Genomic DNA, 23,975 nt, shown 5'->3' with positions numbered 1-23,975 from the left:
CGGCTTCGACGCTATATCGGCAAAGCTGCGAAAGTCCGCCGCAAGGCTCTCCAACCTGCCATTGGTAGAGATGAATTGAAACCTGCTGCGATGATGTTGCTCACACGCGTCTCCGAGGGTGGGCACCTGCTACGAATTCGGCGGGAATTCCGGGCCGGTCCGGATCACTTTCGGCGAAATGGCAATCCCACGGCGACGCCATTCTGGCAATTGAGCGTCGTTCGGCCCCTTCAGCATGCGATCGGCGGGCTACCCCTACCACGGTTGGCCTACATTAACTCGCAGTGGGCCGCAACGACTCGAGTGCCTCAAAGCGGACGCGGGCCACAAGCTCCTTAGGAGGACTCTTACTTGCAATCACTCTTAATGTAGAGAACCCTAACGGCTTAAGCCAATTCCGTCCCTGTCATAGCCGCGGGCAAGATCATTCTGCGATGGTCCAAGTTGGTGACGCCAAGCGGCCATGTCGCCGGAACAGACTGGACGCCGGTTACTGCACGACGACGTGACTGGCCGTCAGATCTCCAACTGACGAGGACACCTCCTTCGCGAAAAGCGGGGCGATGATATGTCCAGCCGCGCGCGAAAGGTGGGTCGCGTCGAGGTACAGGATGTCATCACCGGCTTTCAGCGGGCACTCTTCGGCCTTGCATAAGATCGGGATTATGGGGACGAACTGGACGGTCGGCGGGAGCAGATCGGCGAGGACTTGGTTGTTCCGCCAATGCTGGCGTGCTGGCATGATGGAGCATGACGCACCGTCCTCCTTCAGGAAGTTGGCTCGGATCAGACAGGTTAGCACGTCTGTAGGCGGTTCTGGAGCCGGACCTACCACAGCGGTCTGTATGCCATGGGCCGCAAGCGTGGCGGCGGTGTCTGTTATCGACCGCGTGAAGTTGGCTTTTGAACTCTCTGTTGACGGCCATGAACCGTCCTTGGATAGATAGCTTCCGCCAACTCCGGAGTAGGTGTTCCACCTGCCGGCCATGATCACCAGTTTGATGTTGGGATCGGCAAGGATAGACTGGAGGGCCGCCGAATTGAAGGCTGGGCAATCGGCGCGCATTGGGCTTGACGGGAGCATTTGCATTTCTGGAAACGGAGCGCACCCGGCCTTCGTGATCTGCCTGACGCCAACGCCCGTTGCCTTGGCGGCTTCCTCGAGAGACGAAGCCAAATGAGCGGCGTGAGAATCGCCCCAAAGGACGACAGCCGCGGGAGAGCTACCGAGAATGCATTCGCCCGCTTTGGGGATGAGCGCGCCCCGCATGAGGCAGGTTGAAGCCTGAAACGCGGCGCTCTCTGCCTTGACCGCCTGAACGACTGGACCAGCAGCCGGGCCTCTGCTGGGGAACCCTGCGCCCTTGATGACGATCAGAGAAAGACCGCAAGCCACACCTATGGCGCCAATGGCCGGCGTCGTGCATTTCCATAGGGCAGCTTCCCGCTTCTGCCGGAAGGGACGCTCCACAAATCGCCATGAGAGCGCCGAGATCAGCAGCGCGGCAATGACGATCGCGGCCCGCTCGGAAACAAGCAATTCCCGGTTCTCATAGATCCCGGCAAATACCAGCAGCGGCCAATGCCAGAGGTAAAGGGAATAGGAAATCAGCCCGACGAAAGCGGCCGGAGAAACGGATAGCGCCCGCGAAACGGCTGGCTGGTAATGAATTCCGGCGAAGATGATAAGCCCGGCACCAAGGCACGGCTCGAGCGCATAGATGCCGGGGAATGGCGTGTCGTGGTCGATCGTGAACAGGGAAGCAATGATAAGCGCCAGACCGCTGGATGAGAGGATTTCTGCGACGGTTTGGCCTAACTTTATGGAACGCACTGCAGGCAGCGCGATCAGACCGCCAAGCAGCAGTTCCCAAGCCCGCGTTGGGAGCATGTAAAATACGAATGGTGCATCAACCGGGAGCCAGAACTGGGCGGCGGCGATCGACAGAACGCCCAAGACCAAGACGAAGCTCAAAGCCCACGTCTTGAACCATCTCATAAAGATCATGATCACCAGCGGCCATAGAAGATAAAATTGCTCCTCAACCGCGAGCGACCACGTATGCAGCAGCGGGAGCGATTCGGCGGCGGCAGTAAAATAATCGGTATTTCGGTAGAAATAGAGGTTCGCAGCCGAAAGTGCGGCGGCAATTGCGCTCTTGGCGAACGCGACGACCTCTCCCGGCGGCAGCACAAACCACGCCATCACGAAGCAGGTCGCGAGCATGGCGAATAGGGCCGGGAAAATGCGGCGAACGCGGCGGTGGTAGAACTCCACCAGTGAAAACGAGCCACCCCAGATCCGCTCGATGATGTCTGAGGTGATCAGGAATCCGGAGATGACAAAGAAGATGTCGACCCCGACAAACCCGCCGCTGATCGCAGAAAACCCCGCGTGATAGAGCACCACAGGAACGACAGCTACGGCCCGAAGGCCGCTGATATCTGCTCTGTACTTCATGCCGCATCCCCTGGAATCGCGGCAATCTAAGCATGCTCCGGCCCTAAAAAGTCAATCCCCACAACTCAGAGGTTTACCAATGACCTTCCTTTCAAAGGCGCCGAGAAGCGTCTTGACGATGTAGACCTGCCAAAACTCGGCATCCGCATTGGAGTAGGAGAGGATGAAATCCATGCTTTCCTGGATGTTGTGAATATTTGGTCTGGCTTTGATTACCGGGGGCGACCGTCGATCCTCTTTGAGCCGCACCGTTTCCACCGCAACCTGTCCGACGCCAAGCGAGCGCCAGCCGTACGGCAGGGCTGGCGTATGCGAGTGGGGCGAGAAGCCAAAACCTCGCGACAGCTACCCGCGCCTGAAGGCAGCTTGTGTAATCGATGAAACCGCCGCGCTGAAATCCGCCTCATGGGGTTTGGGACAGTTCTCGGTTAGAATTTCAAGGCTGCGGGGTACGACCCGCGCAGAACGTGGTGTCCGGCATGATGGTGGATGAAGAATTGCAGTTCGCCGCATAAGCATCCTGCGTTGGGTCCGGAGGGGATAGGACCGATACGATGCCACGAGCGAGGCAAAACATTCGACATATGTTTCCGCAGGCCCTGCCTTTCCAGCATGTCCGGCCTTCACATTGTTTATTGGCGCCGACCGGACCGCTCAAGACGATCACGTGGTCCAGGAAGCTGTGGTATTCGCATCGGTCCGGCTAGATACTTCAGTGTCGTGCCACTTTTAATAAAACCAGGCCGCTTGGAAGATTGAAGTCTTGATTGGTTGCGGCGTGCTCGCAGACCCTGGGAAAAAACGGTGAAGTTCGCAACACGTTAAGATCTCGGCGACACGCAGACGTTACAGCCCGCCTTTATGTACGCCGCAACAGCTCAGATTTGTCTGGGTTCAGTGCACTCGGCGCCCGAGGCGATGATTTCGGGATCGAGGCGCTTGGGCAACTGCGCGCCAGACAGAGCGATCCGATCCGTGTCATACTGTCAGAGGCAAGACACTAGCAATGGGGGCGGCGGCAGATGAAGGAAGAGAACGACGTTGATAAGCTGGTGCGCACGCTGCGTGCTCGAGCACCTGATGACGCGGCGGAACTGCTTGCCCGAGAGTCTCCCGAGTTCATCCGCGACACACTAAAATTGTTGCCGGACAGGCACGCCCGCAAGGTGGCTGAGCATCTGCCACCGCATATGCGTCCTATCAAGCCTGATACCGGTGGCAAGGATTTCGCGATCCCCGACTCGCTCGTCGAGTTAATGGACCCGATTCCCGCCAGCGTCCCTGTCGGCACGACGGTTGCTGCCGCAGTGGAAGCTGTCAGACGCACCCAGGTGCCGACCGAGCTCACTTATCTCTACGTCACGGAGGGCGGTGATAAGCTGGTTGGCCTGGTGGTTCTGCGCGATCTGATGCTGAGCGAAGCCGACGCGATGGTCGATCAGATCATGCTGCCCAGGCCGTTCGCGCTTAATGTCGCTCTCTCTTTGAGCGATGCATGCAAGGCGGCGGTACGCCGTCACTACCCGGTCTATCCCGTGGTGGACGCGGAGAACCGGCTGCTCGGGCAGGTCCGCGGCTGGCGGCTGTTCGAGCAGCAAATCATCGAGATTTCCGCCCAGTCTGGCCAGATGGTGGGCGTCCAGAAGGAGGAGCGTTCTTTTACGCCGCTGTTTTCAGCCTTTTTGAAGCGTCATCCGTGGCTGCAGCTGAACCTGCTGACGGCCTTCATGGCCGCTTTCGTGGTCAGCTCGTTCACAGGCACGATCGAGAAGATCGTCGCCCTGGCGGCATTCCTACCGGTCTTGGCCGGGCAGAGCGGAAACACCGGCTGCCAGGCACTGGCTATGACGCTGCGTGGCCTTGCCCTGGGCGATGTAGACAAACGGCCGAAGCTGCACCTGGTGATGAGGGAGGGCGCGCTCGGGATCGCCAACGGCGTGCTCGTCGGTCTTGTGGCGGCTGCGGCGATGTGGTTCTACGCCTCACGGCAACCGGAGTCGGCGGCCCAGGCGCCCATGCTGGCACTTGTGATCCTGCTCGCCATGTCCGGATCGTGCCTCATGTCCGGAATCTCCGGCGTGCTGATCCCGCTGGGCCTGCGCCGGGTCGGCGCCGATCCGGCGGTCGCTTCGGCGATCTTCCTCACCACCGTGACCGATATCGTAGGCATGGGTCTGATGCTGGGGCTGGCCACCATGCTCGTTCTGTAGCAAGGCGCGTCCGGTGACGCGTCCCTGGGGAGATGGGGTTCCTATAAGCTGACCTCGTCGGCGGTCAACGAAATTGCGAAGGCCAGGCCGCAATCGCGCACACGTCGTGAGAAGCACCTTCCGGCAGCTCTCCGACCCCTTGCGCAACGCGACGGAAGACCTTTGGATGAGCCGTGAGTGACCTTGAAACCTCATTCGGTGACCAGATACGCGCAGAATCGCGCAAACAATATTAATCTTGTCGGCTGTGCGATCCGCCACTGATGATGATTTGAGTTAGTTGCCACTGGTGCCGAATACTTCAATTACGTACAGCAACGCTGAGAAGATGTTTTGACAACCAGCGCAGCCGAAATAGGAATAAAGCCGATAATTTGTTGCGCAGCTGCAACAGCTGCTGAGACTCGCATGGTCTGGTGACAGTTCAGTCGCCTTTTTCTTGTAGTCGTGCTAAATCCTTCGCACTAGTCGGGTTTGGGGTGGGTTCTCGGCATGCAATCTTCGTTTCCAGCTCTCTTTGGCTTCGCCGCGGCGCTGCTTTGTACCGGCGTATTGCCGGCCGGCGCGCAGGGTCTTTTTTCGGCCTATGAGGATGCTTTTTCAGCCCGCATCGCCAGTCCGGCCGACAACGGAACGCTCGCCCAATTCGTCACGGTTGCCGTTAACGCCGGGCAGTACGATCAGGCGATCTCGTCAATCGAGCAGTATTTGATCAAATATCCCCGCGATGCGCGCGCCCGGCTGGCGGCCAGCCGGTTGTACTATCATGTCGGCTCCTATGAATTGGCTCGGCGGCAGGTGCAGTACGGCATGGAAGTCGGCGGCCTGACCGCAAGTGAGCAGCAGGAAGCTGTTCGCCTGCTCGCCCGCATCGAGCGCGCGTTGCGTGGCGTCACCTGGGAACTCGCCCTGACCGGCGGCGTGTTCAGCGCATTTACCGATTTTGGGCCCGGCGGGGCGCAGGACGACGACAGCTTCGTCTCGCCCTATGGGCGGGCGGAAGGCTTTGTCCGATGGGACCTCGGCACGCCAAGTGCCGACGCTCTCGTTCTTTCGGGGTCATTGACGGCGACACAGCGCTTTTTCACGCCAGACCTGTCGGTTCCGGGTGGCAAGGAGACCTTCATCCACGGCAACGCCGCGATCACCTGGGACAAGGGATTACCCAACAGTGGGATCGATTCGCTGCGCCTGCTGCTTTCCGCGTTCACAGTTACGGATCGCTTCGACAGCGATATCCAGGAAACCGGCATCGGCGTCAGTGGGCGCTTTCTTGTGCGCCCGACGGTCGAGACGACGCTCTTCGCCGGTGGCGGCTACATCGATCTAGGCGCCTCGCAAGGCATTTTCGCCGATAGCAGGCTTTTCTATGAGGCAGGCGGCAGCTACCGCTTCCGCAATGGCCAGGCGCTCGGACTGCGCTTTGTCGGCTCGAATGACTTCGCCTCCGGATCTGAAATCGGCCGCAGCTACACGGGCGAGGTCCGCTATGGCGGCCTGTTGATGAACGTACCGGATCTTTTCGCATGGTCGCACCAGGTCGCTTTCTCGGCCGGACATAGCGACGCTCCCGATCTGTCCATCGGCATCGGCACAAGTATCAAGAGCGACTTCTGGCGCATTGCCTCGGAAAGCGATTTTCAGCTGACGGAGTCGCAGAAGATCAGCGTCGATCTTGCCTATCGCGAAACCAACTTCGACATCGCCAGCCGCGACCGAAAATCGTTCGAAATGCTCATGAGCTACACGTTGACGCTCAATTGAAAGAGGCCGCGATGAGGACCCCGTACCGTCAGATCGCCATTTTTGTCGCCTGCCTTGCCTTTGCGGCACCATCTGCCGCTGAAACGGTCGGGTCGATGACGGCCTACCAGACCAACATCGTCCGCAACAACGGCGGGACAATGAACGTCGGCGCGGGCGTCGAACTCGGCGACCAGCTGCGCAGCAATCCCACTGGTCTTGGAATGCTGGTGTTCCGGGACGAATCGAGCGCCAAGATTGGTCCGAACACCAGCCTGACGATCGATGAATTCGTCTACAATCCGGGATCCGGATCGGGAAAGATCGACATCGGGATGAACAGCGGCCTGGCCCGATTCTATGGCGGCCAGGTTTCGAAAGGCGGCGTCATGCAGGTTGCGACGCCGCACATGGTGCTCGGGGCCAGAGGCGGCATCATCGAAGTGCTGGTGGCAGCCGGCCAGACCGTCGGCATACTGCGCGCCGGCCGCATGACCTGCACGATGAATGGCAAACGGCTGGTCATCACAAACCCGGGCTTCGCCTGCACGTCGGAAAATGGCAAGCTGCTGACCGGCTACGGCGGAATCGACACCTTCCCGATATTGGACAGCATCGACCGGATTGCCGGCACCGGCCTGCCAGGCGCACCGGGTCCGGGATTGGACGTAAGCGCGCTTTGTGCGTCGGCACTCGGCGGCTCGCTCAAGGTCTGCGAGTCCAGCGATGGCGCATTGCCAGGAGTGGTCATGGAGTTCCCCGACAGCCCAACGCCACCTGCCGGTGGCGGGGTGAAGGATGAGGGCGATGGCAATGGCGAGGGCTGCGACTACTACTGCAATTAGGCCCGGCCGCACGACATGAGCCTTTTGGCCGGTTGGCGCTGGGCTGATTGGCGGCAAGCTGGCAGGCGCAAAATATCCGGCCTTGTGGTCGTGCTCCTGCTGCTCGCTTGCCATTTGGCTTTTGACGGGCCGTTGTCGCGCCTGCGTGAGCGGACGTACGACTTCTACCAGTTTCTCGCCCCACGCCAGGCGACGAGCAATCCTGTCGTGATCGTCTCGATAGACGACGCCAGCCTCAAGGCACATGGGCGATGGCCCTGGAACCGTGGCCTCTTGGCCGATCTGGTCGATGGCATCACCAAGTCCGGCGCGGCGGTGGTCGGGCTTGCGCTGGTACTCCCCGAGGCCGACACCTCGCCTGAGGGCATCGGCGGAGACAAGCGCCTGGCAGCGGCGCTGGCCAAAAATCGAACGGCGCTTGCCGTCAGCCTAGGCAATGAGGCGACGGTTTCAGAAGCAGAACCCAAAGCCGGCTGGTCGATCGTCGGGCAGGTACCCGATACACTTCCCGGCTTCACCGGCCTGACCGGCTCGCTTGCCGAATTCTCGAACGCCGCCGCGGGCCTCGGCGTGATTCGCACCTTGCCCGATCCCGACGGCGTACTGCGCCATGTGCCGCTGCTGTGGCTTCGCAATACCGCTCAAGGCGTGCAGCTGTGGCCGTCCTTCGCGCTCGAGCTTCTGCACCTTTACGCCGGGCAGGACGGCTACATAGCCCGGATGAATGCCGCCGGGTTCGACGCACTCAGGATGGCCGGCGCCATCGTGCCGCTCGAGCCGGAGGGGAGCATCCGCCTCTGGGAAACCGCCACGGATACGCCCCGTATATCTGCCAGCACTATCCTTTCGGGCGGCAGTGATCCGCGGCTGCGGGACGCCATCGCCATTGTCGATCTGTCGGCCGTGGGACTGACGCAGTACCTGCCCACCCCGACACGTCCAGCGCGACCAGGCGCGGACATCCACGCCGATGCAATCGGCCAGATGCTTGCCGGGCGCTACCTGGCTGAGCCAACGCACGCGCGTATGCTCGAGCGGCTCTGGTTTGTCCTCAGTGCCGTCGTTTTCATCGGACTTTCCGGAGTGCTCGCCTGGCGTGTCGTGCTTGGTGCCCTGGCTCTCGTGCTGCTGGCCGTCACGCCGTTCGTGTTCGGCGCTCTCGAATACAGCCTGCAGGGTGCACTCTATGACCCGCTGCAGCCGGCGCTTGCGACGATCCTGGTAGCCGGCTTCGAAGGCTATGTTCTCTACAGGCGCAGCGAGCAGCGCCGGTCCACCCTGGCACGGCAGTTCTCCCAGTATCTGTCGCCTTCCGTGGTGCAGCGCCTCGCAAGCTCGGACACCGAAGCGATCCTGTCCGGCGAGAAGCGCGAGATCACGATCCTGCTCAGCGACATACGCGGCTTCACGACGATGAGCGAACAACTCGATACCCAGGAAATCGCCAAGGTGGTCAATCACTTCCTCGGCATTGCGACCGATGAGATCCTCAAGCGCGACGGCACCATCGACAAGTTCATGGGCGATGCGGTGCTCGCCTTCTGGAACGCGCCGCTTGATCAGCCGGACCATCGCGAGCGCGCGCTCGACGCGGGGCTTGCCCTGATCGAACGGGTGAAGCGTGAAGACGCCGCCTTCACCGCGGACGGCCACCCCTCCATCGCAATCGGCGTCGCCATCGAGACCGGCATCTGCTCGGTAGGCAATTTCGGCTCCGAGCGGCGCTTCGATTACACCGCGATCGGCTCCCCGGTGAACCGCACGGCACGGCTCGAGTCGACGACCAAGAAGCTGGGCATCCCCCTGGTGCTTGGTCCCGGCTTTGCGGCAGGAGCATCGATGCCGGTCGTCCAGGCAGGCGCCTTTGAGCTCCAGGGTTTCAAGGGCGAGGTGCCGGTTTTCACCGTTCCGGAGATGCAAGCTGCTCACCAAGGTATGAGCCGCGAAGTAGAGACCCAACGTGGTGAGCAATCTGGCGCCCCTGCCGTGGTGGTTGGTTCGCCGCCATCCGTGCAAATGGCACCGCCTGATCTTGCACCCCGAACCCGAAGCACACGCTGACCGGATCCAGCGGATGGCAGGGGTGCCGACCTGCTTTGTGAATTAATACTGCTGGGGAGGCCTAGGTGTCATCAAACGGCCCTTTAATTGCGGGTGGCTATCAATCCGGATCAGCGCGACAGCCGATGAGACGCGGATAGACGGCGAAGGGATCCGTCGAGGTAACCCCGGCAATGATTGTCGAGGCCGCCGAATTTTCGAGCGAGAAGATAGGCCGTGTTATCCAGTTCACCACGAATGCAGCACGGCTTCGTTGAGTTCTCCGGCGCCATCATGTGGAGGCAGCGCGTGGTTCAGATTGTTTATCCTCGCCGCCGGATCATGCGCTCGGGATGTTCCCAAGAGCATCCAGCCGTAGCACTCCCCGAGCTGCCCTAACGAGAGAGTTCGCTGGGCCGGGATTATGGCCGTTATGAACCTGACGCAATCGATGCAGCTGGCGCTGGCCTCGTCGGGCGCGTGGGCGGTCTATCGACATCAATCGGTCGCCGCGGATGTTGGGATGCGCAGGCGTCGGCGTACGTAGCGCCGATGCGCCTTGGGCATGTGGGCGTTGACAGTGACATGGCCGCAGCGACGTGTTTCAGACGCCGAGCAATTCCAAGGACTGAGCACCAGAACCGAACCTTCCGACGGATTTTCGCGAGCTGCATTCCTCCCTCCCCTCCTTATCAAAACCGCCGCTCGCGAATTCGCTGGCCAGTATATCTGCGATATGATATACATATATCACTCAGAGGATATACAAATGCCGCTCTTCATTCGCGATCCCGACGTCGATGCCATGGCCGTCGAGCTGCAGCAGATTACCAACGCGCGCAGCAAGACCGAGGCCGTCAGAACCGCCTTGCGCCATGAGATCGAGCGCAACCGCGGCAGCGTCCCGCTGCGCGAGAGACTTGCCAAAGTCAAGGAAATGGCGCGGCGGATCGGGCCGGCCAACCCTGATTTCGATATGAAGAAATTCACCGACCAAATGTGGAGCGACGACTGATGTTCGTCGATGCCTCGGTGATCGTTGCCATCCTGAACGAGGAACCTGGCGCGGAAGAACTGGAAAAGCGGCTCGCGGCCGCGACCAAGCCGCTGTATATCTCCCCGCTCGTCCGGTTCGAGGCAGTCCAGGGTCTCGCGCGAGCATCGGCCGAAGCCATCAAAAAGAACGCCAAGCCCACGGCCGACATGCTGGCGCAAGCCCGTGATACCGTCGACGCCTTTTTGATCGAGATCGCCGGCAAGGAAATCATGATATCCGGCGACATCGGCGACCGGGCGATCGAAGCCAGCATGAAATACGGCAAAGCAGTCGGGCACAAAGCCGATCTCAATTTCGGCGATTGTTTTGCCTACGCTTGCGCGAAGGCTCACCGGCTTGCCCTGCTTTACAAGGGCAATGACTTTTCACAAACTGATCTGGCGTAAGGCTTTCCTGGCCTTGCATCGCGGCGCGAGAGCCGATGGGCCCTTTTGCATGCTTTGGGCGAATCGTCGTCTTTCATGGTTAAACGCAATATCACGAGGAACGTTCGCTGCAGCACTGGTTTTCTTCGGCACGATCACCGTCCAGGCACAGCGGGCAGACGGCATCTTCTGGGTGCTGCGATCGGGTGCGCCATGCCGCGATCTTCCAGGGGGCGATACGGCCCACGCACCACCTGCTACAATCGCTTCGTTCGATGGCGGAAAGCAGGTGTGTGGGACCGCCTCATGCATGGCATCACCAAAGCCCACGATGCAACGGTGCAGATGATCGATACCTCCATTGTTCGCGTCCATCAGCAAGGCGCGACAGCAAAAAGGGGGATCGAGATTATTGTCTCGGTCGTTCCCGATGCGGGCTGACGACCAAAATCCATGCTCTTGTCGACGCCGAAGGCAGGCCGATCAAGCTGACGCTCACGGCAGGTCAAATGAGTGACATCGCCTACGCAGCGGACTTGATCAAGGATTTGCCCGAGGGTGCCATGCTGCTCGCCGACAAGGGCTATGATGCCAACGCCTTGCGCAATGCCGTCACCGAGCAAAAGGCATGGGCCAACATCCCGCCCAAGGCCAACCGCAAGGACCCGATGTGCTTCAGCCCCTTTCTCTACAAGGCCCGCAACCTCGTCGAACGTTCTTCAACAAGGCCAAGCAGTTCCGTCGCATCGCAACTCGATATGACAAGCTAGCAGAAAACTACCTTGCTGCCCTGAAACTCGTGTCAACTCGCATCTGGCGACGCGGTGATGAGTCTACGTCCTAGCGTTTTGCGTGCCCTGCCCGGTTGTCATTCGCCGCGCATGGTCGCCTGGAACGTCGGCAGGTGCTTCTTCTGCGCCTCGAGCATTTTCTCGCGATAGACGCCATAGATGACGTCGGTGTCGTGCAGTGTGACGCCGGCAATTGTCGGCGAGGCAAAAACCGGCAGTTCGATGCCGCGTTTCGAAAGCGCCTCGGCGGTGCGGGCGATCAGCTCATGCGCCAGGATCATGGCAAGCACGGTCGACGAGCCGGACACCGGTCTACTCCAGCCCTCGACCGGCACGATGGCATCCTCGATCGGCGAGCAGGTGTCGATGACAAGGTCGGCGGCATCGGCAAGCCGCTTGCCGGAAGAGTGCGTCGCCGGCTTGTCGAGATTGTTCTTGCTGGTCACCGCAACAACGAAGATGCTGCGTTTTTTCGCGTAAAGCGCGGTGTCGATGCCGGACGAATTGCGGCCGCTGTGGCCAAAGATGATGATCGAATCGCCTTTGTTCAGCGGCTGGTGGTCGAGGAATTTCTCGGCGTATTTCTCGGTCCGCTCCAGCCACAGAAGTTCGCGCACGCCGCCGGCGCCGAGCACGTTATGCCACATGACACGCGGGTCGGTCAGCGGATTGAAGCCGACATAGCTGCCGTAGCGCGGAAACACTTCCTGGACCGGCAACACCGAGTGGCCCGAGCCGTAAAGATGAACCAACCCGCCGCTCTCGAGCGTGTCGGCAAAGCGGCTGGCCGCTTCGCCAAAGGCTTCGGCATTGGCTTTCGAGGCCTGTTCGATGAGGGCGGCAAGGCGGGGTATGTAAAGATCGGACACGTCGGTACTCCTGTTATGGGTCGGCTTGGGTATGGCTCAGCTTCTTGCGGTTGGCGCGGCGCGACCGGCACGCAGCGTCGAGCGGATTTCGTAGCGGTCGCCACGCATCACCGAGACGGTGAATTCGAATGGGCCGCGCTCGTCGGTAGTGATGCGCTCGACCACGAAAGCGGGACTCCCCGTGGGCAGATCGAGCAACTCTGCATCCGCCGCCCCGACCGCGCCGACACGGTAGTTTTCGCGCGCTGCGACTGGCACGATGCCATAGTGGCGTTCCAGTGCTTCGTAGAGCGAGCCCTGCAGCAGGCCGGCATCGAGAAAGCCGGGCACGCGCGCGGCCGAGAGCTGCGCCGTCTGGATGCCGATCGGCTCGTTGTTCCCGAGCCTGAGCCGCCGGATGCGCACCACCGGGTCGCCCTCCTCGATCTCCAGCGCTCCGGCCGCGGCGACATTGGCGGTGGTCAGGCTGCAGTCGAGCAAGCGAGAGCCGGCGACCACGCCCATATTGCCCATTTCCTGGGTGAAGCTGGTCAGTTCGCGGGTGCCGGCGACCAGCGTAGTGGAGCGCACGAAGGTGCCACGGCCATGTTCGCGCCTGAGCAGCCCGTGCTCCTCAAGATTGCGCAGAGCGTGGCGCAGCGTGATACGGCTCACCCCGAACAGGGCGCACAGTCTGTCTTCGGCCGGAATCTGGTCGCCGGTCGCCCACTCGCCGCTCTTGACGATGGCGCGGATGGCCTCTTCCACCTGATACCAGAGCGGCTCGGGCCTTCGGCGGTCGGGTTGCTGAAAGCTCGGCTCGCTCATCTTATCTGCCTCCACTGTGCTCCGGCGAGACCGGCCAGCGAGGCGCCGACGAGACCGGCGCGGGAGCCGAATTCGCCGGACCGCAGAACGACATCGCGCAGATGCGGCGGCAGCTGACGCTGCAAGGCCGAAAGCAGCGGCGGCCCTACCACGTCCAGCGCATCGGCAAGACCCCCGGAAATCAGAATCGCCTGCGGATCAAGCAGCGCGACCGCACCCGCAAGGACAGTGCCCAGCCGGCGCGCCGGCAGCTCCAAGGCGTCAAGTGCGGCCGTGTTGCCAGCCCGCGCGGCCTCGATCAGCCTGCCGCCATTGGCCAGCCCGATCTGGCGCGCCGCGGCGTCGAACGCCCGCCCGGAAGCGAAGCGCTCCAGCCAGCCGCTGCGGTCCTCGCCTTCATCCTCGATGTCGGCGCAGGCCCAGCCGAATGAGCAGGCGCCGCCACGTGCGCCTGCAACGATGCGGTTGTTGGCCAGAACGGCGGAGCCGATACCGGTGCCGATCGCCAGCAGGATGGCATCGGACAGGCCTTTTGCGGCACCTTCGACCGCTTCGGCCAGCATGGCGACCTGCGCGTCATTGCCAATGGCAACAGGCAGACGAGGAAACAAGGCCGCGATGTCGATGCCGTCGAGATAGGGCAGGTTCGGAATCCAGCGGCAGACCGAGCCCTCGACAAGTCCGGGCACCGCAAGCCCGAGGGCGTCGACCGGACCGGCCTCGGCGCGCAAGGCACCGATACGGGCGACGAAGGCATCCAGGCTTGTCGGCGCAGGCTCGCGGCTCAGCATCTCCAGCCAGCGAACATCGCCGCTATGGATTGCGGCGCGCAAATTGGTGCCGCCAAGATCGATAGCCAGAATGCGTGTCATCGAGAGCCGCTCCGATTGGCCGGCGCGAACAGGCCACTGCCGGCTTGCCAGGACTGCGAGGCCGCCGCAAAACCCTGCGCGTAGCGCGTGCCGCGCAGGCAGCCGCGAAGCCGATAAAGCGCACTGTAATAATCGACGTAGGGGAAACTGCTCAGGCCGCGTGCCAGTTCGTATTCCCGCACCGCCTCGCTCCAGGCCTCGAAGCCGTCGCTGACGTCGACGAGGTGTTCGGGGCGAAAGCCTTCGTCGTCCTCCCAGTTTTCGCCGAACAGCAGCAGTTGCGGTGTGTGTGCAGCATGGTCGCGCTTCAGCGTCGGCAATGCCGCAAAAAAAATACCGGTCTGTGTCAGTCGGGCCGCGGCGCGATGGTCCTTGTGCCAGCTGCCATGCCAGTGAGTGATGACGATTTGCGGCTTCACCTCGCGCACAACATCGCAAACCTTGAGCGCCGTCTCGTCGTCGCAGGGCAGGAAGGCGTCGTGCAGCCCGAGACTGCGCATGGCAACGCCGAGCCTGGCTGCGGCCTTTGCGGCCTCCTCCTGCTTCTGGACGCAATAGTACTCGGGGGCGAGGCTTGGATGGCCCTGCTCGCCCATGCTGAGATGCAGCAAGGTGACTTCGGCACCGCCTTGCACCGCCGCCGCCGCCAGTGGACCGGCAATCACCTCGGCATCGAAGGCATGCGCCCCGACGACCAGAATCGAGCGTGCGGCATAGACCTTGTCCTCGATCATTTCGCGCCTCCCCCGGAGCCGACGCCCTCGCGAATCTGGCGGGCAAGCAGACAGTACATGATCAGGATGGGCGCCATGGAGATGGCAAGCGAGGCGAACACGAGGCCCCAATCCGTGCGGAACTGGCCGACAAACACGCTGATGGCCAGCGGCACGGTCTTGTAGCGGTCGTCGAAGATGAAGATCAGCGGGAAGAAGAAGTCGTTCCACACGGCGATAGCGGTGAAGATGGCGACGATCGATACGGCTGGCTTCACCATTGGCAGCACGATCTGGAACAGAATGCGCGCCTCGCCGGCCCCATCCATGCGCGCAGCCTCGTCGAGCTCGGACGGCAGTACCCGCATGAAATTTGCGAAGATGAAGACGGCGAAGGGAATGCGGATGGCCGAATAGACGAGGATCAGGCCGATCAGCGAATCGAGCAGGCCAAGGTTGCGCATCAGCGTGAACAGCTCCACCGAGGCAAGCCGGATCGGCAGCATGATGCCGGACAGGAACAGGCCGAGCATGATACCGTTCCAGCCCAGCCGATAGCGGCTCAGCGGATAGGCGGCCATTGCCGAGACGATAATCGTCAGGATCACCGCACCGCCGGTGACGATCAGGCTGTTGATGAAATTCTGGCCGAGATCGGCGCGCGTCCAGGCCGCAACGAAATTGTCGAAGGTAAAGCTTTGCGGCAGGCCGAGCCTGTTGTCGTAGATCTCCGCCGTGGTCTTGAAACAGGAGACGACGAGAATATAGAGCGGCAGCAGCACCGCTGCGGTCCACAGGACCAGCGCCGTCCAGCCGGGCAGCCGAGCAAGCTGTCGAGGGATGGCGAGCATATTCACAGTTGCACCGTGCGGCGGTCGAAGAAGCGCAGCATCACAAGCGTGCCGATGCTGAGGATGAGAAACAGCAGCGTTCCCAGCGCAAGCGCCAGGCCTATATCGGTGATACCGACCGCGCCTTCGGCGCCGAAAGCGAGCCGGTAGAAATAGGTCACCAGCGTGTCTGTGGAATAGCTCGGATTGCCCTGCACGCCTTGCATGACATAGACGATGTCGAACTGGTTGAAGGTGTTGATGAACGACAGCGTCGTCAACGTGCCGACGGCCGGCATCAGCAAAGGCAGGGCAACCGAGACCAGCATGCGGCCGCTGCCGGCGCCATCCAGCCTGGCAGCCTCGAATATCTGGGACGAAATCTGCCTGAGGCCGGCGGTGTAGATCAGCACCGGCAGGCCCATCCAGTTCCAGGCGTCGACGGCGATCAGCATCACGAGTGCCGTGTGGCTGTTGCCGAGAACCGTCAGGCTGCCTTGATGCAGGCCAAGGCCGTTGAGCATCCATTCGATGGTGCCGCCGGGCGCCAGCAGCAGCCGCCACAGGGCGCCGACGATGACCGGGCTCAGCACCGCCGGGAAGAAGAAGACCGACTGGAAGAAGGCCGCCCCTTTGGCGCGCAGGAACAGCAGCCAGGCCAACAGCAGACCCAGGCCGTTCTGGAAGAGCATGATGCCGAAGAACCAGGCGACGTTGTGCCAGAGCGCTCCGTAGAGCCGCCCACCGCTCGGGAAAACGAACAGGCGGGTAAAATTCGAAACGCCGGCGAACTCCAGCATGCGCAGGCCCCTCCAGACGAAGAAGCTGCCCCACAGCGACATCAGCAGGGGATAAAGGACAAACAGCGCATAAACGGCCAATGCCGGCACGATGAACAGCACAGCCATGCGCTGCTGGGTGCGCTGAAGGCTGCTTTTGCGGCGACGGGTGATCATGTGCTGTTTCGCGCAGGGTGTGACGGCCTACTGCTTCGGCTTGAACCAGCTGCTGACGGCGGCCTGCATGTCCGCCGCCAGCTTCTGCGGCGTGATGTTGCCTTCGACCATGTCGATGATCTCGGACTGCAGGATCGAGGAGGCCGTAGGCGTCTGCCAGCGGAAGCCGACAAGCGTCAGATAGGGTGTGGAATTCTTCGACATCTCCATCATCGTGGCGAGTACCGGGTCCTTCACGGTGACGTCGGTACGGGCCGGCGGCCAGCCCAACTCGTCGGCGAAGAGCTGCGCGAACTCGGCCGAAGCCATGAAGTTGAGCACCTTGATCGCTGCCTCCTTGTTGGTGCTTTCAGAGACCAGACCATAGGAGCCGTCTGAAAAGGCCGAGGTGTAGAGCTTGGTGGCAGGATCGTCGGCGGGGAACGGGAAGATCGAGAATTTCAGCTTCGGGTTCTGCGCCTTGAAGCTGCCGTTCTCGAACGAGCCGCCGAAGAACATGGCCGCCTTGCCGCCGATGAATTGCTGTGTCGAGGTGGTGTAATCGACCCCGGCAAAGCCGTCGGAGAAATATGGCTTCAAGTCGGCATAGCGTTTCAGGGCAGCCACGTAGCGCGGATCCTCGAAGGTCGCCTTGCCGCTCATCATTTCGTCGTAGAAGCCCGGGCCATAGATGGTCGGGCCGACAACACCGACGCCGATCTCCAGCGCCCAGGCGGAGCCGTTGGCACCGCCGGCGGCTATTGGCGTTATCCCCGCCGCTTTCAGCTTCTCGCAGGCGGCGACGAAATCTTTGTAGGTCTTGGGAATGTCGATGCCCTGGGCGGCGAAGATGTCTTGATTGTAGAAGACGCCCATCATCGGCACCGAATAGGGCACGCCATAGGTCTTGCCGTCGGCACGGCCACGAGCGCCGCCCAGCGCGCTATCGGGCATGTTCTTCAGCTCCGGCACGCTGTCGTCGAGCGCGTCGAGATACCCACCCTCGATGAACGGTTGCAGTTCGCCGTAAGCCTTGAGCTGAGCGATATCAGGCCCGCGGCCGCCACGCAGCGCCGTGCTCAGCCGGTTCTGGTAGTCGGCGTCGGGGGTGAACTGGATGTTGACCTTAATGCCGGGAGTCTTGGCCTCGAAGGCGTCGAAGATGCGGCGCATCGCAGCCTCGTCCTCGGTGCGCCAGCTCCACAGGGTCACGGTGTCGTCGGCCTTGGCCGGCAGTGCGGTGAGGACCCCGGTGCAGACTGCGGCAAAGCCGCCGATCAGGCCGAGTGTGGCGCGTCGATGAATTGAAAACATGCTCAGTCTCCCATTCTGTCGATATTGTCATCCCCACGGCGGTTCAAAAGCCGCAAGGCAGTCATAGCTTTTCTCATGTCATTATAACGACATGACTTCGATCGCAAGAGCCTTGCGATATGTTCGGGCATGGCCGGCAGGGAGAAACAGCTCGAACCATTCCAGATAATTGCCTGTTTTCAAAGTATGATCCCGCACCTTTGTGGACCCGCGGTGAGAAAACGCCGCAGTACCGGCAGAAGCTCTCCACGAAGATAGCGCTTGCATCGTTGCTTCGAGTTGTCATAACGTCATCGACATCGCTGTGCGGCTATGCGGAGGGTCCGGATGTCTTTGGCTTGGATTTCGAAACTGGCACTGGCTGCAGGGCTGCTGGCGTCGCCCACCATTGGTTGGGCCCAATCGGTCAACATTTCCTATCTGACCCACTGGTCGCCCGAAACGGTCGCTTTGCTGGACGCCGCGGCCAAGGACTACGCCAAGATCAATCCGAATGTGACCGTCACCGTGCGCGCCGTCCCCTTCGGCGACCTCCTGACGACACTGCGTTCCCAGGGCGGCAGTTCCGATGGGCCGACGATCGGCGGCATCTACGATTTGTGGCTGCCCGAACTGGCGCGAGACAAACTGGTCGCGCCGGCCCCCGACACGGTTGCCGGCGAGGTCAGGAGTGCGTGGCCGGCCGGTGTCGTCAGCGCAGCCTCCGTTGGTGGCACGCTCTACGGCATTCCAAACGAGATCGACGTCTATGCGCTGAACTACAACAAGGAACTGTTCAAGCAGGCAGGCATTACGGCCGCGCCGAAAACCTGGTCCGAATTGAAGGATGCGGCCCAGAAGCTGACCAGGAAAGATGCCGGCCAGCAAGGTTTCGGCATGATCAATTCCTGGGCGGCGGGCGTCGTCCATCCGTTCGCCTCGCTGCTGGCCTCCAATGGCGGCGAGCTGGTCAAGGACGGCAAACCGGTGCTCGACAGTCCTCAAGCCGACGAGACTTTCCAGCTCTACGAGGACCTGATCAAGTCCGGTGCCAGCGATCCGGCGATGGCCACGGCCGACGCCAACACAACCGGTCCCTTCCTCGACAATTTCGTCTCCGGCAAGACCGGCATGATCATCATGGCCAACTGGTGGGAAAGCGCATTGAAGAGCGGCATGGGCGACAAGTTCTCCAATATCGCCACCGCACCCATCCCGGTCGGTCCGAGCGGCGACAAGCCGCACTCGATCTCCTATTCGTGGATGACCGTCGTCAACGCCAATGCCGGTGAGGCCGAGCAGAAAGCGGCCTGGGATTTCCTGGCATGGCTGAACAGTCCGAAGTCCGGCAAGAACGGCGCCTCGGCAATGTCGGATATTCTGATGTCGATGGGCATCCTGCCGACGCGGACCTCCGACATCGAAGCCCATAAGGACAAGCTCGGCTCCGAGTTCCTGTCCGGCTATGTCAGCGTCCTTGCCGACGCCAAGCCCTTCCCCGTCGTGCCGGGAGGCCAGGAGTTCAGCGAATCGCTGCAGCAGACGCTCGAGGCGTTGCAGTATGGTCAGCTCTCGGCCAAGGATGCGCAGGCGAACGCGCAGGCCGATGCCGTCTCGATCCTGGAGCGTGCCGCCAAATAACGAAGGCGCTGTCTCGAGAGCCCGACGCTTTGGAAGCAGAGCGATGATCAAGACCTATCGTGCCTCGGCGGGCACCATGCTGGCGCCCGCCGTGACATTGATCGGCGTTTTCATCCTGCTGCCGATGCTGCTCACCATCTGGCTCTCATTCCAGGACTGGTCGACGCAAACACCTTTTTCCAATGCGGGCTTCATCGGCTTCGACAATTTTCGCGAAATATTCGGGCCGACCTCGGTCGGGCGGGACTTCAAGCGAGCGCTGCTCAACACCGCGATCTACACGGCAGTGTCGGTGGTCCTCATCCTGCCCCTTTCGGTATTGTTCGGCTTGATGGTCTACCAGCGCGAGGTCGCAGGCGGCACGGCGCTGCGGACAGTACTGTTTTCCACCTATATGGTGCCGATGATAGCTGTGACGCTGGTCTGGTCGAAGCTCTATTCGCCGAGCGAAGGGCCGCTCAACCAGATGCTCGGCCTCGCCGGCATCGGCCCGCAACCCTGGCTATCCTCGCCAAGATCGGCGTTGATCTCGATCGTCGTCCTCAATGTCTGGCAGCAGATCGGCTATTTCACGGTGCTGGCGGTTGCTGGGCTGACTCAGATCCCGGGCAGTCTTTACGAGGCGGCGACGTTGGACGGCGCCAACCGACGCGAACAGTTCCGCTTCATCACTTTGCCGCTGCTGCGCCGCACGCTTCTGTTCAGCGCAGTCATCGCCATCATCAACGCCGTGCAGGTGTTCGAGCCGGTCGCGCTGATCACCCAAGGCGGGCCGGTCGGCTCGACCAACGTGCTGACCTACCATATCCGCCGAGTCGGCATCGAGCGCGCGCAAGGCGGGTTGGGCTCGGCCATGGCAGTGATGCTGATGCTGACGCTGATCGTCGTTGTGTGCGCGCTGTTTGCATTTGCCAACCGGAAGGATGACGAATGAGCGCGTCGCGCCGCTCAGGATCGAGCCGGTTGGCGCGCAAACGCCTAGCGGGCCGCAGTGCGCTGCTCGCCACGCTGATGCTGCTGGTTGCCGTGGCCTCCGCCTTTCCGCTGTTGTGGATGGTGCTCTCCAGCCTGAAGACGCCGGCCGAAACCATGCAGGTGCCGCCAGTGTGGATACCGCGCACGCCGAGCCTCGAAGCGTATGAGAAAGTGTCCGGCGTCATCAATGTCGGCCGCTCGATGTGGAATTCGCTGGTGATCGCCACGATCACCACCGCCGGCATTCTGGTCACCAGCATGATGGCTGGCTATGTCTTCGCCAAGCACCACTTTCCCGGCCGCTCGCTGCTGTTTTCGGTGCTGATCGCCACCATGTTCCTGCCGCCGATCGTCACGCTGATCCCGCTGTACCGTCTCGTCGGATCAATCGGCCTGAACGCCAGCCTTGCCGGCATTATCGTGCCCAACCTCGCCAATGCGTTCGGCATTTTCCTGATGCGCCAGTTCATAGCCGGCGTGCCGGACGACCTGATCGACGCCGCACGGATGGATGGGGCGTCGGAACTCCTGATCCTGTTCAAGATCGTCGCGCCGAGCGTGGCGCCGGCAATCGCGGCACTGGCGCTGTTTGCCTTCGTCTACCACTGGAACAGCTATCTCTGGCCGCTGACGGTTCTACAGGGCAATGCACACGACTATCCTATCGTTATCAGCCTGAGCCGCCTGCTCAGCTATAACAGAGGCGCCCTCAATACGGGACTGGTGATGGCTGGCGCCACACTTGCTGTGCTGCCGCCGTTGGTGCTCTTCGTCTTCCTGCAGCGCTTCTTCGTGGATTCAATCGTCGGCTCGGCGGTCAAGGGGTAGCGTCGGCGGCACGGCCGGCGTCCGCCTGGCCGTCATCGGGACGCGCTCTGCAAGCTCCAGGCAATCAGCGAACTTGGACGCCAAATGCCCACAGCTTAGCTGCACCTGTGATACCGGTTGTTGTGCTACATATGTAACCATGCTCATCACCCCAGGAGCGGGAGATCATGGCACTTACCCATGAGACTATTGAACTGTCGGGATTTGGCGTCCTCACCGGAAGGCCGAAGGAGGTTGGTGACCGACTTGATCGCCTAACTGCCGAGCTGGTCATAGCAGTAACGGTCGAGGATGGGAGTGAACCTGCTGTGCGCGGCCTCGCGGACACGCTCGTCAGCATTGCGCCTCTGGTGCGTACGATCCTGATGAGTCGCCAGCGCGAAGCCATAAGCACGATAATCGACGCCCTGGTCCCTGACGTACTCCCTCCGCAACACGTGCTCATACAAGCGCGGATGGCGGCCGAGGCGAGAAGAGAAGTATTGGAAAGCGGCGGTTGGCTGACCGCTCCTCAAGTCGCGACAATGGCGGGGTTCAGCACGAGCAACCCACGTGCGCAGCCCAACAAGTGGAAAAAACAAGGCCGCATCTTCGCAGTTCGGCATCGGGGTGTAGACTATTTTCCCGGCTACGCTCTGGATATTGCAGCTGGATATCGGCCCACTAAACGGCTCGCTAAGGTTCTGAGTGTGTTTCGCGGGAAAAAGGATGCCTGGGGGCTCGCCTATTGGTTTGCATCGATCAATAGCTTCCTTGGCGGCAAACGTCCGCAAGATGTGCTCGCCTCGGACCCCGAACGCGTTCTTTCAGCTGCCGTGGATGAGTTAGCACGCGCACCACATGGCTAACCGACGCGGCTTGGCGCACGAAGCTATCCATGAGCCGCTCCGATGGTGAGTCGCCAATGGCGCTTAGTATCGGACGCATCCAAGCCGCGCCTGTATGGCGGTTGAGACGAGTCTCTTTTTGTTACTCAGGGACAGTTGGCGCGACGCGATCTGAACGACATCGGCGGCCCGTGATGGCCCGAGATGCCGCAACGCCTGAACGACTGTTCCCGCAGCACTCCCCGGTGCTATCGGGTGTTTGGGCGACGCATGGCGCAGGTCGATAACACGCTTTCCGAGCACCACGCGACGGGATGGACCATCCGTGAGATATGAGGTTCGGGCGGGAACTTGGCTGGTCAGACCAAGCGCATTGGCCGCATGCGTCCCGGCGACCTGCACATGAGAGCCCGTCTCCCTGGCCAGCGCCTGGGCAACATAATCGGGCGACGGGGAAAGCGCCCCAAGTTTTGGATGCAGTTTCGGGAAATCGTAAAGTCCGCGGGCGAGACGCCGCAACCTATCTCTTTTGACGAGGCGCGAGAGCGCCTGATCGATCGCTGACCGTCCCGCCAGATCAAGAAAATCGCTGGGCGTGAAAACGCTCCCGCGCCCACTACCGCGGGCGCGCCTCAAGATCCGATCAGGAACTGAGGAAACGACCATCTTCATGCGTCAGAAAATAACGCATCTTTTACTGACATTCATCGAAAAAATAGGCATCGCTGTCTGGTTGCTAGGTTTCTCAACAGAGTGCGAGAGCCCAACCAAGCGCCGCGGACTCAGTTGGCGGGCCGCAGCGACAGAGGACTCGGAGACGGCTTGTCCGTGAGAACCTGTTGTTGAAACGAATTCGGGCGCGAGGGTCATGCCGGCCACCGGTCACGCCCGTCGGATGGCAGCCTGCTACAGACTGAGTACTGCGGAAAGCTGCCGAGACGATGACCGCCACAAAGTGACGGCTCGATGCCGAGCTTCACGCAGCAAATCTTGGCTCCGGAACTCCCGTTACGCCGAGGCCGGTGATGGCAAAAAGGCTGCCGCGTAAAACTCCGTCGCCCGGAAAGCGCGGCAGCGGCGGCTTGGCCATCGACGTGACGTACAGGGTATCGAGCTTCGGCCCGCCGAACATGACGCTGGTGATCTTCTTGACGGGCATGTCGATGATGCGGTCGACGCTGCCGTCGGGCGCGTAACGCACCAGCCTGCCGTCATAGACCAGCGCGTTCCAGAGGAAGCCCTCGGCATCGACAGTTGAGCCGTCGGCCGCCCCTCCCCGGCTGGTATCGACGCGGGTGAAAGTGCGCCGGTTGGTGGCGGCACCGGTTTCGATATCATAGTCGTAGGCCCAGATCTCGCCGGTCCAGGTGTCGGCGAAATAGAAGGTGCGGTCGTCTGGACTCCAGCACGGGCCGTTCGAGCAGATGATGCCGGAATCTATCCTGGTCACGGAGAAATCGGGATCGAGCCGGTAGAGCCCTCCGGAGGGTCCCTCTTCCATCGTGTCCATTGAGCCCGAGAAGAAGCGGCCGCGCCGATCGACCTTGCCGTCATTGAGCCGGTTCATCGGCCGGTCCGGCTCCGGATCGTGGATCGGCGTCACCTCGCCGGTGGCGAAATCAAGCAGATGGAAGCCGCGCTGCAGCGACACCACCGCGCCACCGCCGTCCTTGCGCAACGCCATCGAGCCGATCTTCATCGGCACGTCCCAGCAACGGATCTCGCGGCCGTCGGCGGTCGCCCGAAACACGCGCCCATCGAAACTGTCGATCCAGTAGAGGCGCTCCTGTTCAACGTCCCACAGCGGTCCCTCGCCCAGCGTGGTTTTCACGTCCACCACGACCTCGATCTTCATGCCGTCCTCCTCTGTTCG

At 61.6% G+C, this 23,975-nt stretch carries 21 protein-coding genes and 2 pseudogenes; 12 read left to right on the top strand and 11 right to left on the bottom strand.

The features are described from left to right. Positions 1–490: 490 nt before the first annotated feature. Together NKH01_RS06165 and NKH01_RS06160 are read right to left on the bottom strand one after the other, a co-directional pair. Positions 491–2,461 (bottom strand): acyltransferase family protein, encoded by a 1,971-nt coding sequence (locus NKH01_RS06165; RefSeq protein WP_353019524.1) that lies wholly within the window; start codon positions 2,459–2,461, stop codon positions 491–493. 51 nt (positions 2,462–2,512) lie between these two features. Next, positions 2,513–2,635, bottom strand: coding sequence for a hypothetical protein (locus NKH01_RS06160; protein ID WP_353019522.1), 123 nt, complete (start codon positions 2,633–2,635; stop codon positions 2,513–2,515). 34 nt (positions 2,636–2,669) lie between these two features. Between NKH01_RS06160 and NKH01_RS06155 the strand changes: the two genes are divergently transcribed. The 8 genes and pseudogenes from NKH01_RS06155 to NKH01_RS06120 form a co-directional block, all read left to right on the top strand. Then, positions 2,670–2,954, top strand: coding sequence for an N-acetylmuramidase domain-containing protein (locus NKH01_RS06155; RefSeq protein WP_353019521.1), 285 nt, complete (start codon positions 2,670–2,672; stop codon positions 2,952–2,954). Between the two features lie 529 nt (positions 2,955–3,483). Next, positions 3,484–4,671, top strand: a complete 1,188-nt coding sequence (locus tag NKH01_RS06150) for a magnesium transporter (protein WP_353019519.1) — start codon at positions 3,484–3,486, stop codon at positions 4,669–4,671. Positions 4,672–5,163: 492 nt separating this feature from the next. Beyond that, positions 5,164–6,435: a tetratricopeptide repeat protein gene (locus NKH01_RS06145; protein WP_353019517.1), complete on the top strand. Its 1,272-nt coding sequence runs from the start codon at positions 5,164–5,166 to the stop codon at positions 6,433–6,435. Between the two features lie 11 nt (positions 6,436–6,446). Further along, positions 6,447–7,259 carry a FecR family protein gene (locus tag NKH01_RS06140; RefSeq protein ID WP_353019515.1) on the top strand — a complete coding sequence of 271 codons (813 nt, stop codon included), beginning with the start codon at positions 6,447–6,449 and terminating at the stop codon, positions 7,257–7,259. Positions 7,260–7,274: 15 nt separating this feature from the next. Then, positions 7,275–9,320, top strand: coding sequence for a CHASE2 domain-containing protein (locus tag NKH01_RS06135; protein WP_353019513.1), 2,046 nt, complete (start codon positions 7,275–7,277; stop codon positions 9,318–9,320). Between the two features lie 748 nt (positions 9,321–10,068). Then, a complete protein-coding gene (locus NKH01_RS06130; RefSeq protein ID WP_023722247.1) occupies positions 10,069–10,314 on the top strand; it encodes a type II toxin-antitoxin system VapB family antitoxin in 246 nt (81 codons plus the stop codon). Next, positions 10,314–10,742, top strand: coding sequence for a type II toxin-antitoxin system VapC family toxin (locus tag NKH01_RS06125; protein ID WP_352451707.1), 429 nt, complete (start codon positions 10,314–10,316; stop codon positions 10,740–10,742). Before NKH01_RS06130 ends, NKH01_RS06125 begins: the two co-directional genes overlap by 1 nt. 157 nt (positions 10,743–10,899) lie before the next feature. Continuing rightward, positions 10,900–11,565, top strand: a pseudogene (locus NKH01_RS06120) (IS5 family transposase); the annotation flags it as partial. 24 nt (positions 11,566–11,589) lie between these two features. Here the strand turns inward: NKH01_RS06120 and NKH01_RS06115 are convergent. The 7 genes from NKH01_RS06115 to NKH01_RS06085 are packed head-to-tail and all read right to left on the bottom strand — an operon-like array spanning position 11,590 to position 17,852. Further along, complete coding sequence (locus tag NKH01_RS06115) at positions 11,590–12,381, bottom strand: sugar isomerase domain-containing protein (RefSeq protein WP_353019511.1); 792 nt, start codon at positions 12,379–12,381, stop codon at positions 11,590–11,592. A 36-nt stretch (positions 12,382–12,417) separates the two neighbouring features. Beyond that, positions 12,418–13,188 (bottom strand): GntR family transcriptional regulator, encoded by a 771-nt coding sequence (locus tag NKH01_RS06110; RefSeq protein WP_353019509.1) that lies wholly within the window; start codon positions 13,186–13,188, stop codon positions 12,418–12,420. After that, on the bottom strand, positions 13,185–14,060 hold the full coding sequence (locus NKH01_RS06105; RefSeq protein WP_353019508.1) for an ROK family protein: 876 nt from the start codon (positions 14,058–14,060) through the stop codon (positions 13,185–13,187). Before NKH01_RS06105 ends, NKH01_RS06110 begins: the two co-directional genes overlap by 4 nt. After that, the gene (locus tag NKH01_RS06100) at positions 14,057–14,794 is read right to left on the bottom strand and encodes a PIG-L deacetylase family protein (RefSeq protein WP_353019507.1); all 738 of its coding nucleotides are present in this window, start codon (positions 14,792–14,794) and stop codon (positions 14,057–14,059) included. Before NKH01_RS06100 ends, NKH01_RS06105 begins: the two co-directional genes overlap by 4 nt. Further along, complete coding sequence (locus tag NKH01_RS06095) at positions 14,791–15,624, bottom strand: carbohydrate ABC transporter permease (protein ID WP_353019828.1); 834 nt, start codon at positions 15,622–15,624, stop codon at positions 14,791–14,793. Before NKH01_RS06095 ends, NKH01_RS06100 begins: the two co-directional genes overlap by 4 nt. A gap of 2 nt (positions 15,625–15,626) precedes the next feature. Continuing rightward, on the bottom strand, positions 15,627–16,559 hold the full coding sequence (locus NKH01_RS06090) for a carbohydrate ABC transporter permease (protein WP_353019505.1): 933 nt from the start codon (positions 16,557–16,559) through the stop codon (positions 15,627–15,629). Between the two features lie 27 nt (positions 16,560–16,586). After that, a complete protein-coding gene (locus tag NKH01_RS06085; protein WP_353019503.1) occupies positions 16,587–17,852 on the bottom strand; it encodes an extracellular solute-binding protein in 1,266 nt (421 codons plus the stop codon). A gap of 327 nt (positions 17,853–18,179) precedes the next feature. On the opposite strand from NKH01_RS06085, the gene NKH01_RS06080 reads away from it, so the two are divergent. The 4 genes from NKH01_RS06080 (at position 18,180) to NKH01_RS06065 (ending at position 22,123) form a co-directional block, all read left to right on the top strand. After that, positions 18,180–19,472: an ABC transporter substrate-binding protein gene (locus NKH01_RS06080; RefSeq protein ID WP_353019501.1), complete on the top strand. Its 1,293-nt coding sequence runs from the start codon at positions 18,180–18,182 to the stop codon at positions 19,470–19,472. 43 nt (positions 19,473–19,515) lie between these two features. After that, on the top strand, positions 19,516–20,406 hold the full coding sequence (locus NKH01_RS06075; RefSeq protein ID WP_352813366.1) for a carbohydrate ABC transporter permease: 891 nt from the start codon (positions 19,516–19,518) through the stop codon (positions 20,404–20,406). Then, positions 20,403–21,275, top strand: a complete 873-nt coding sequence (locus NKH01_RS06070) for a carbohydrate ABC transporter permease (RefSeq protein ID WP_353019499.1) — start codon at positions 20,403–20,405, stop codon at positions 21,273–21,275. Before NKH01_RS06075 ends, NKH01_RS06070 begins: the two co-directional genes overlap by 4 nt. 167 nt (positions 21,276–21,442) lie before the next feature. After that, positions 21,443–22,123, top strand: coding sequence for a hypothetical protein (locus tag NKH01_RS06065; protein WP_353019498.1), 681 nt, complete (start codon positions 21,443–21,445; stop codon positions 22,121–22,123). A gap of 40 nt (positions 22,124–22,163) precedes the next feature. Here NKH01_RS06065 and NKH01_RS06060 read toward each other — a convergent pair. Both NKH01_RS06060 and NKH01_RS06055 read right to left on the bottom strand, forming a co-directional pair. After that, a pseudogene (locus NKH01_RS06060) lies at positions 22,164–22,774 on the bottom strand (DUF6088 family protein); the annotation flags it as partial. A gap of 304 nt (positions 22,775–23,078) precedes the next feature. Further along, a complete protein-coding gene (locus NKH01_RS06055; RefSeq protein WP_353019496.1) occupies positions 23,079–23,957 on the bottom strand; it encodes an SMP-30/gluconolactonase/LRE family protein in 879 nt (292 codons plus the stop codon). Positions 23,958–23,975 lie beyond the last annotated feature (18 nt).

This window comes from Mesorhizobium sp. M1403 (genome assembly GCF_040317695.1).
Lineage (GTDB): Bacteria > Pseudomonadota > Alphaproteobacteria > Rhizobiales > Rhizobiaceae > Mesorhizobium.
This window is presented reverse-complemented; position numbering and strand designations above follow the sequence as displayed.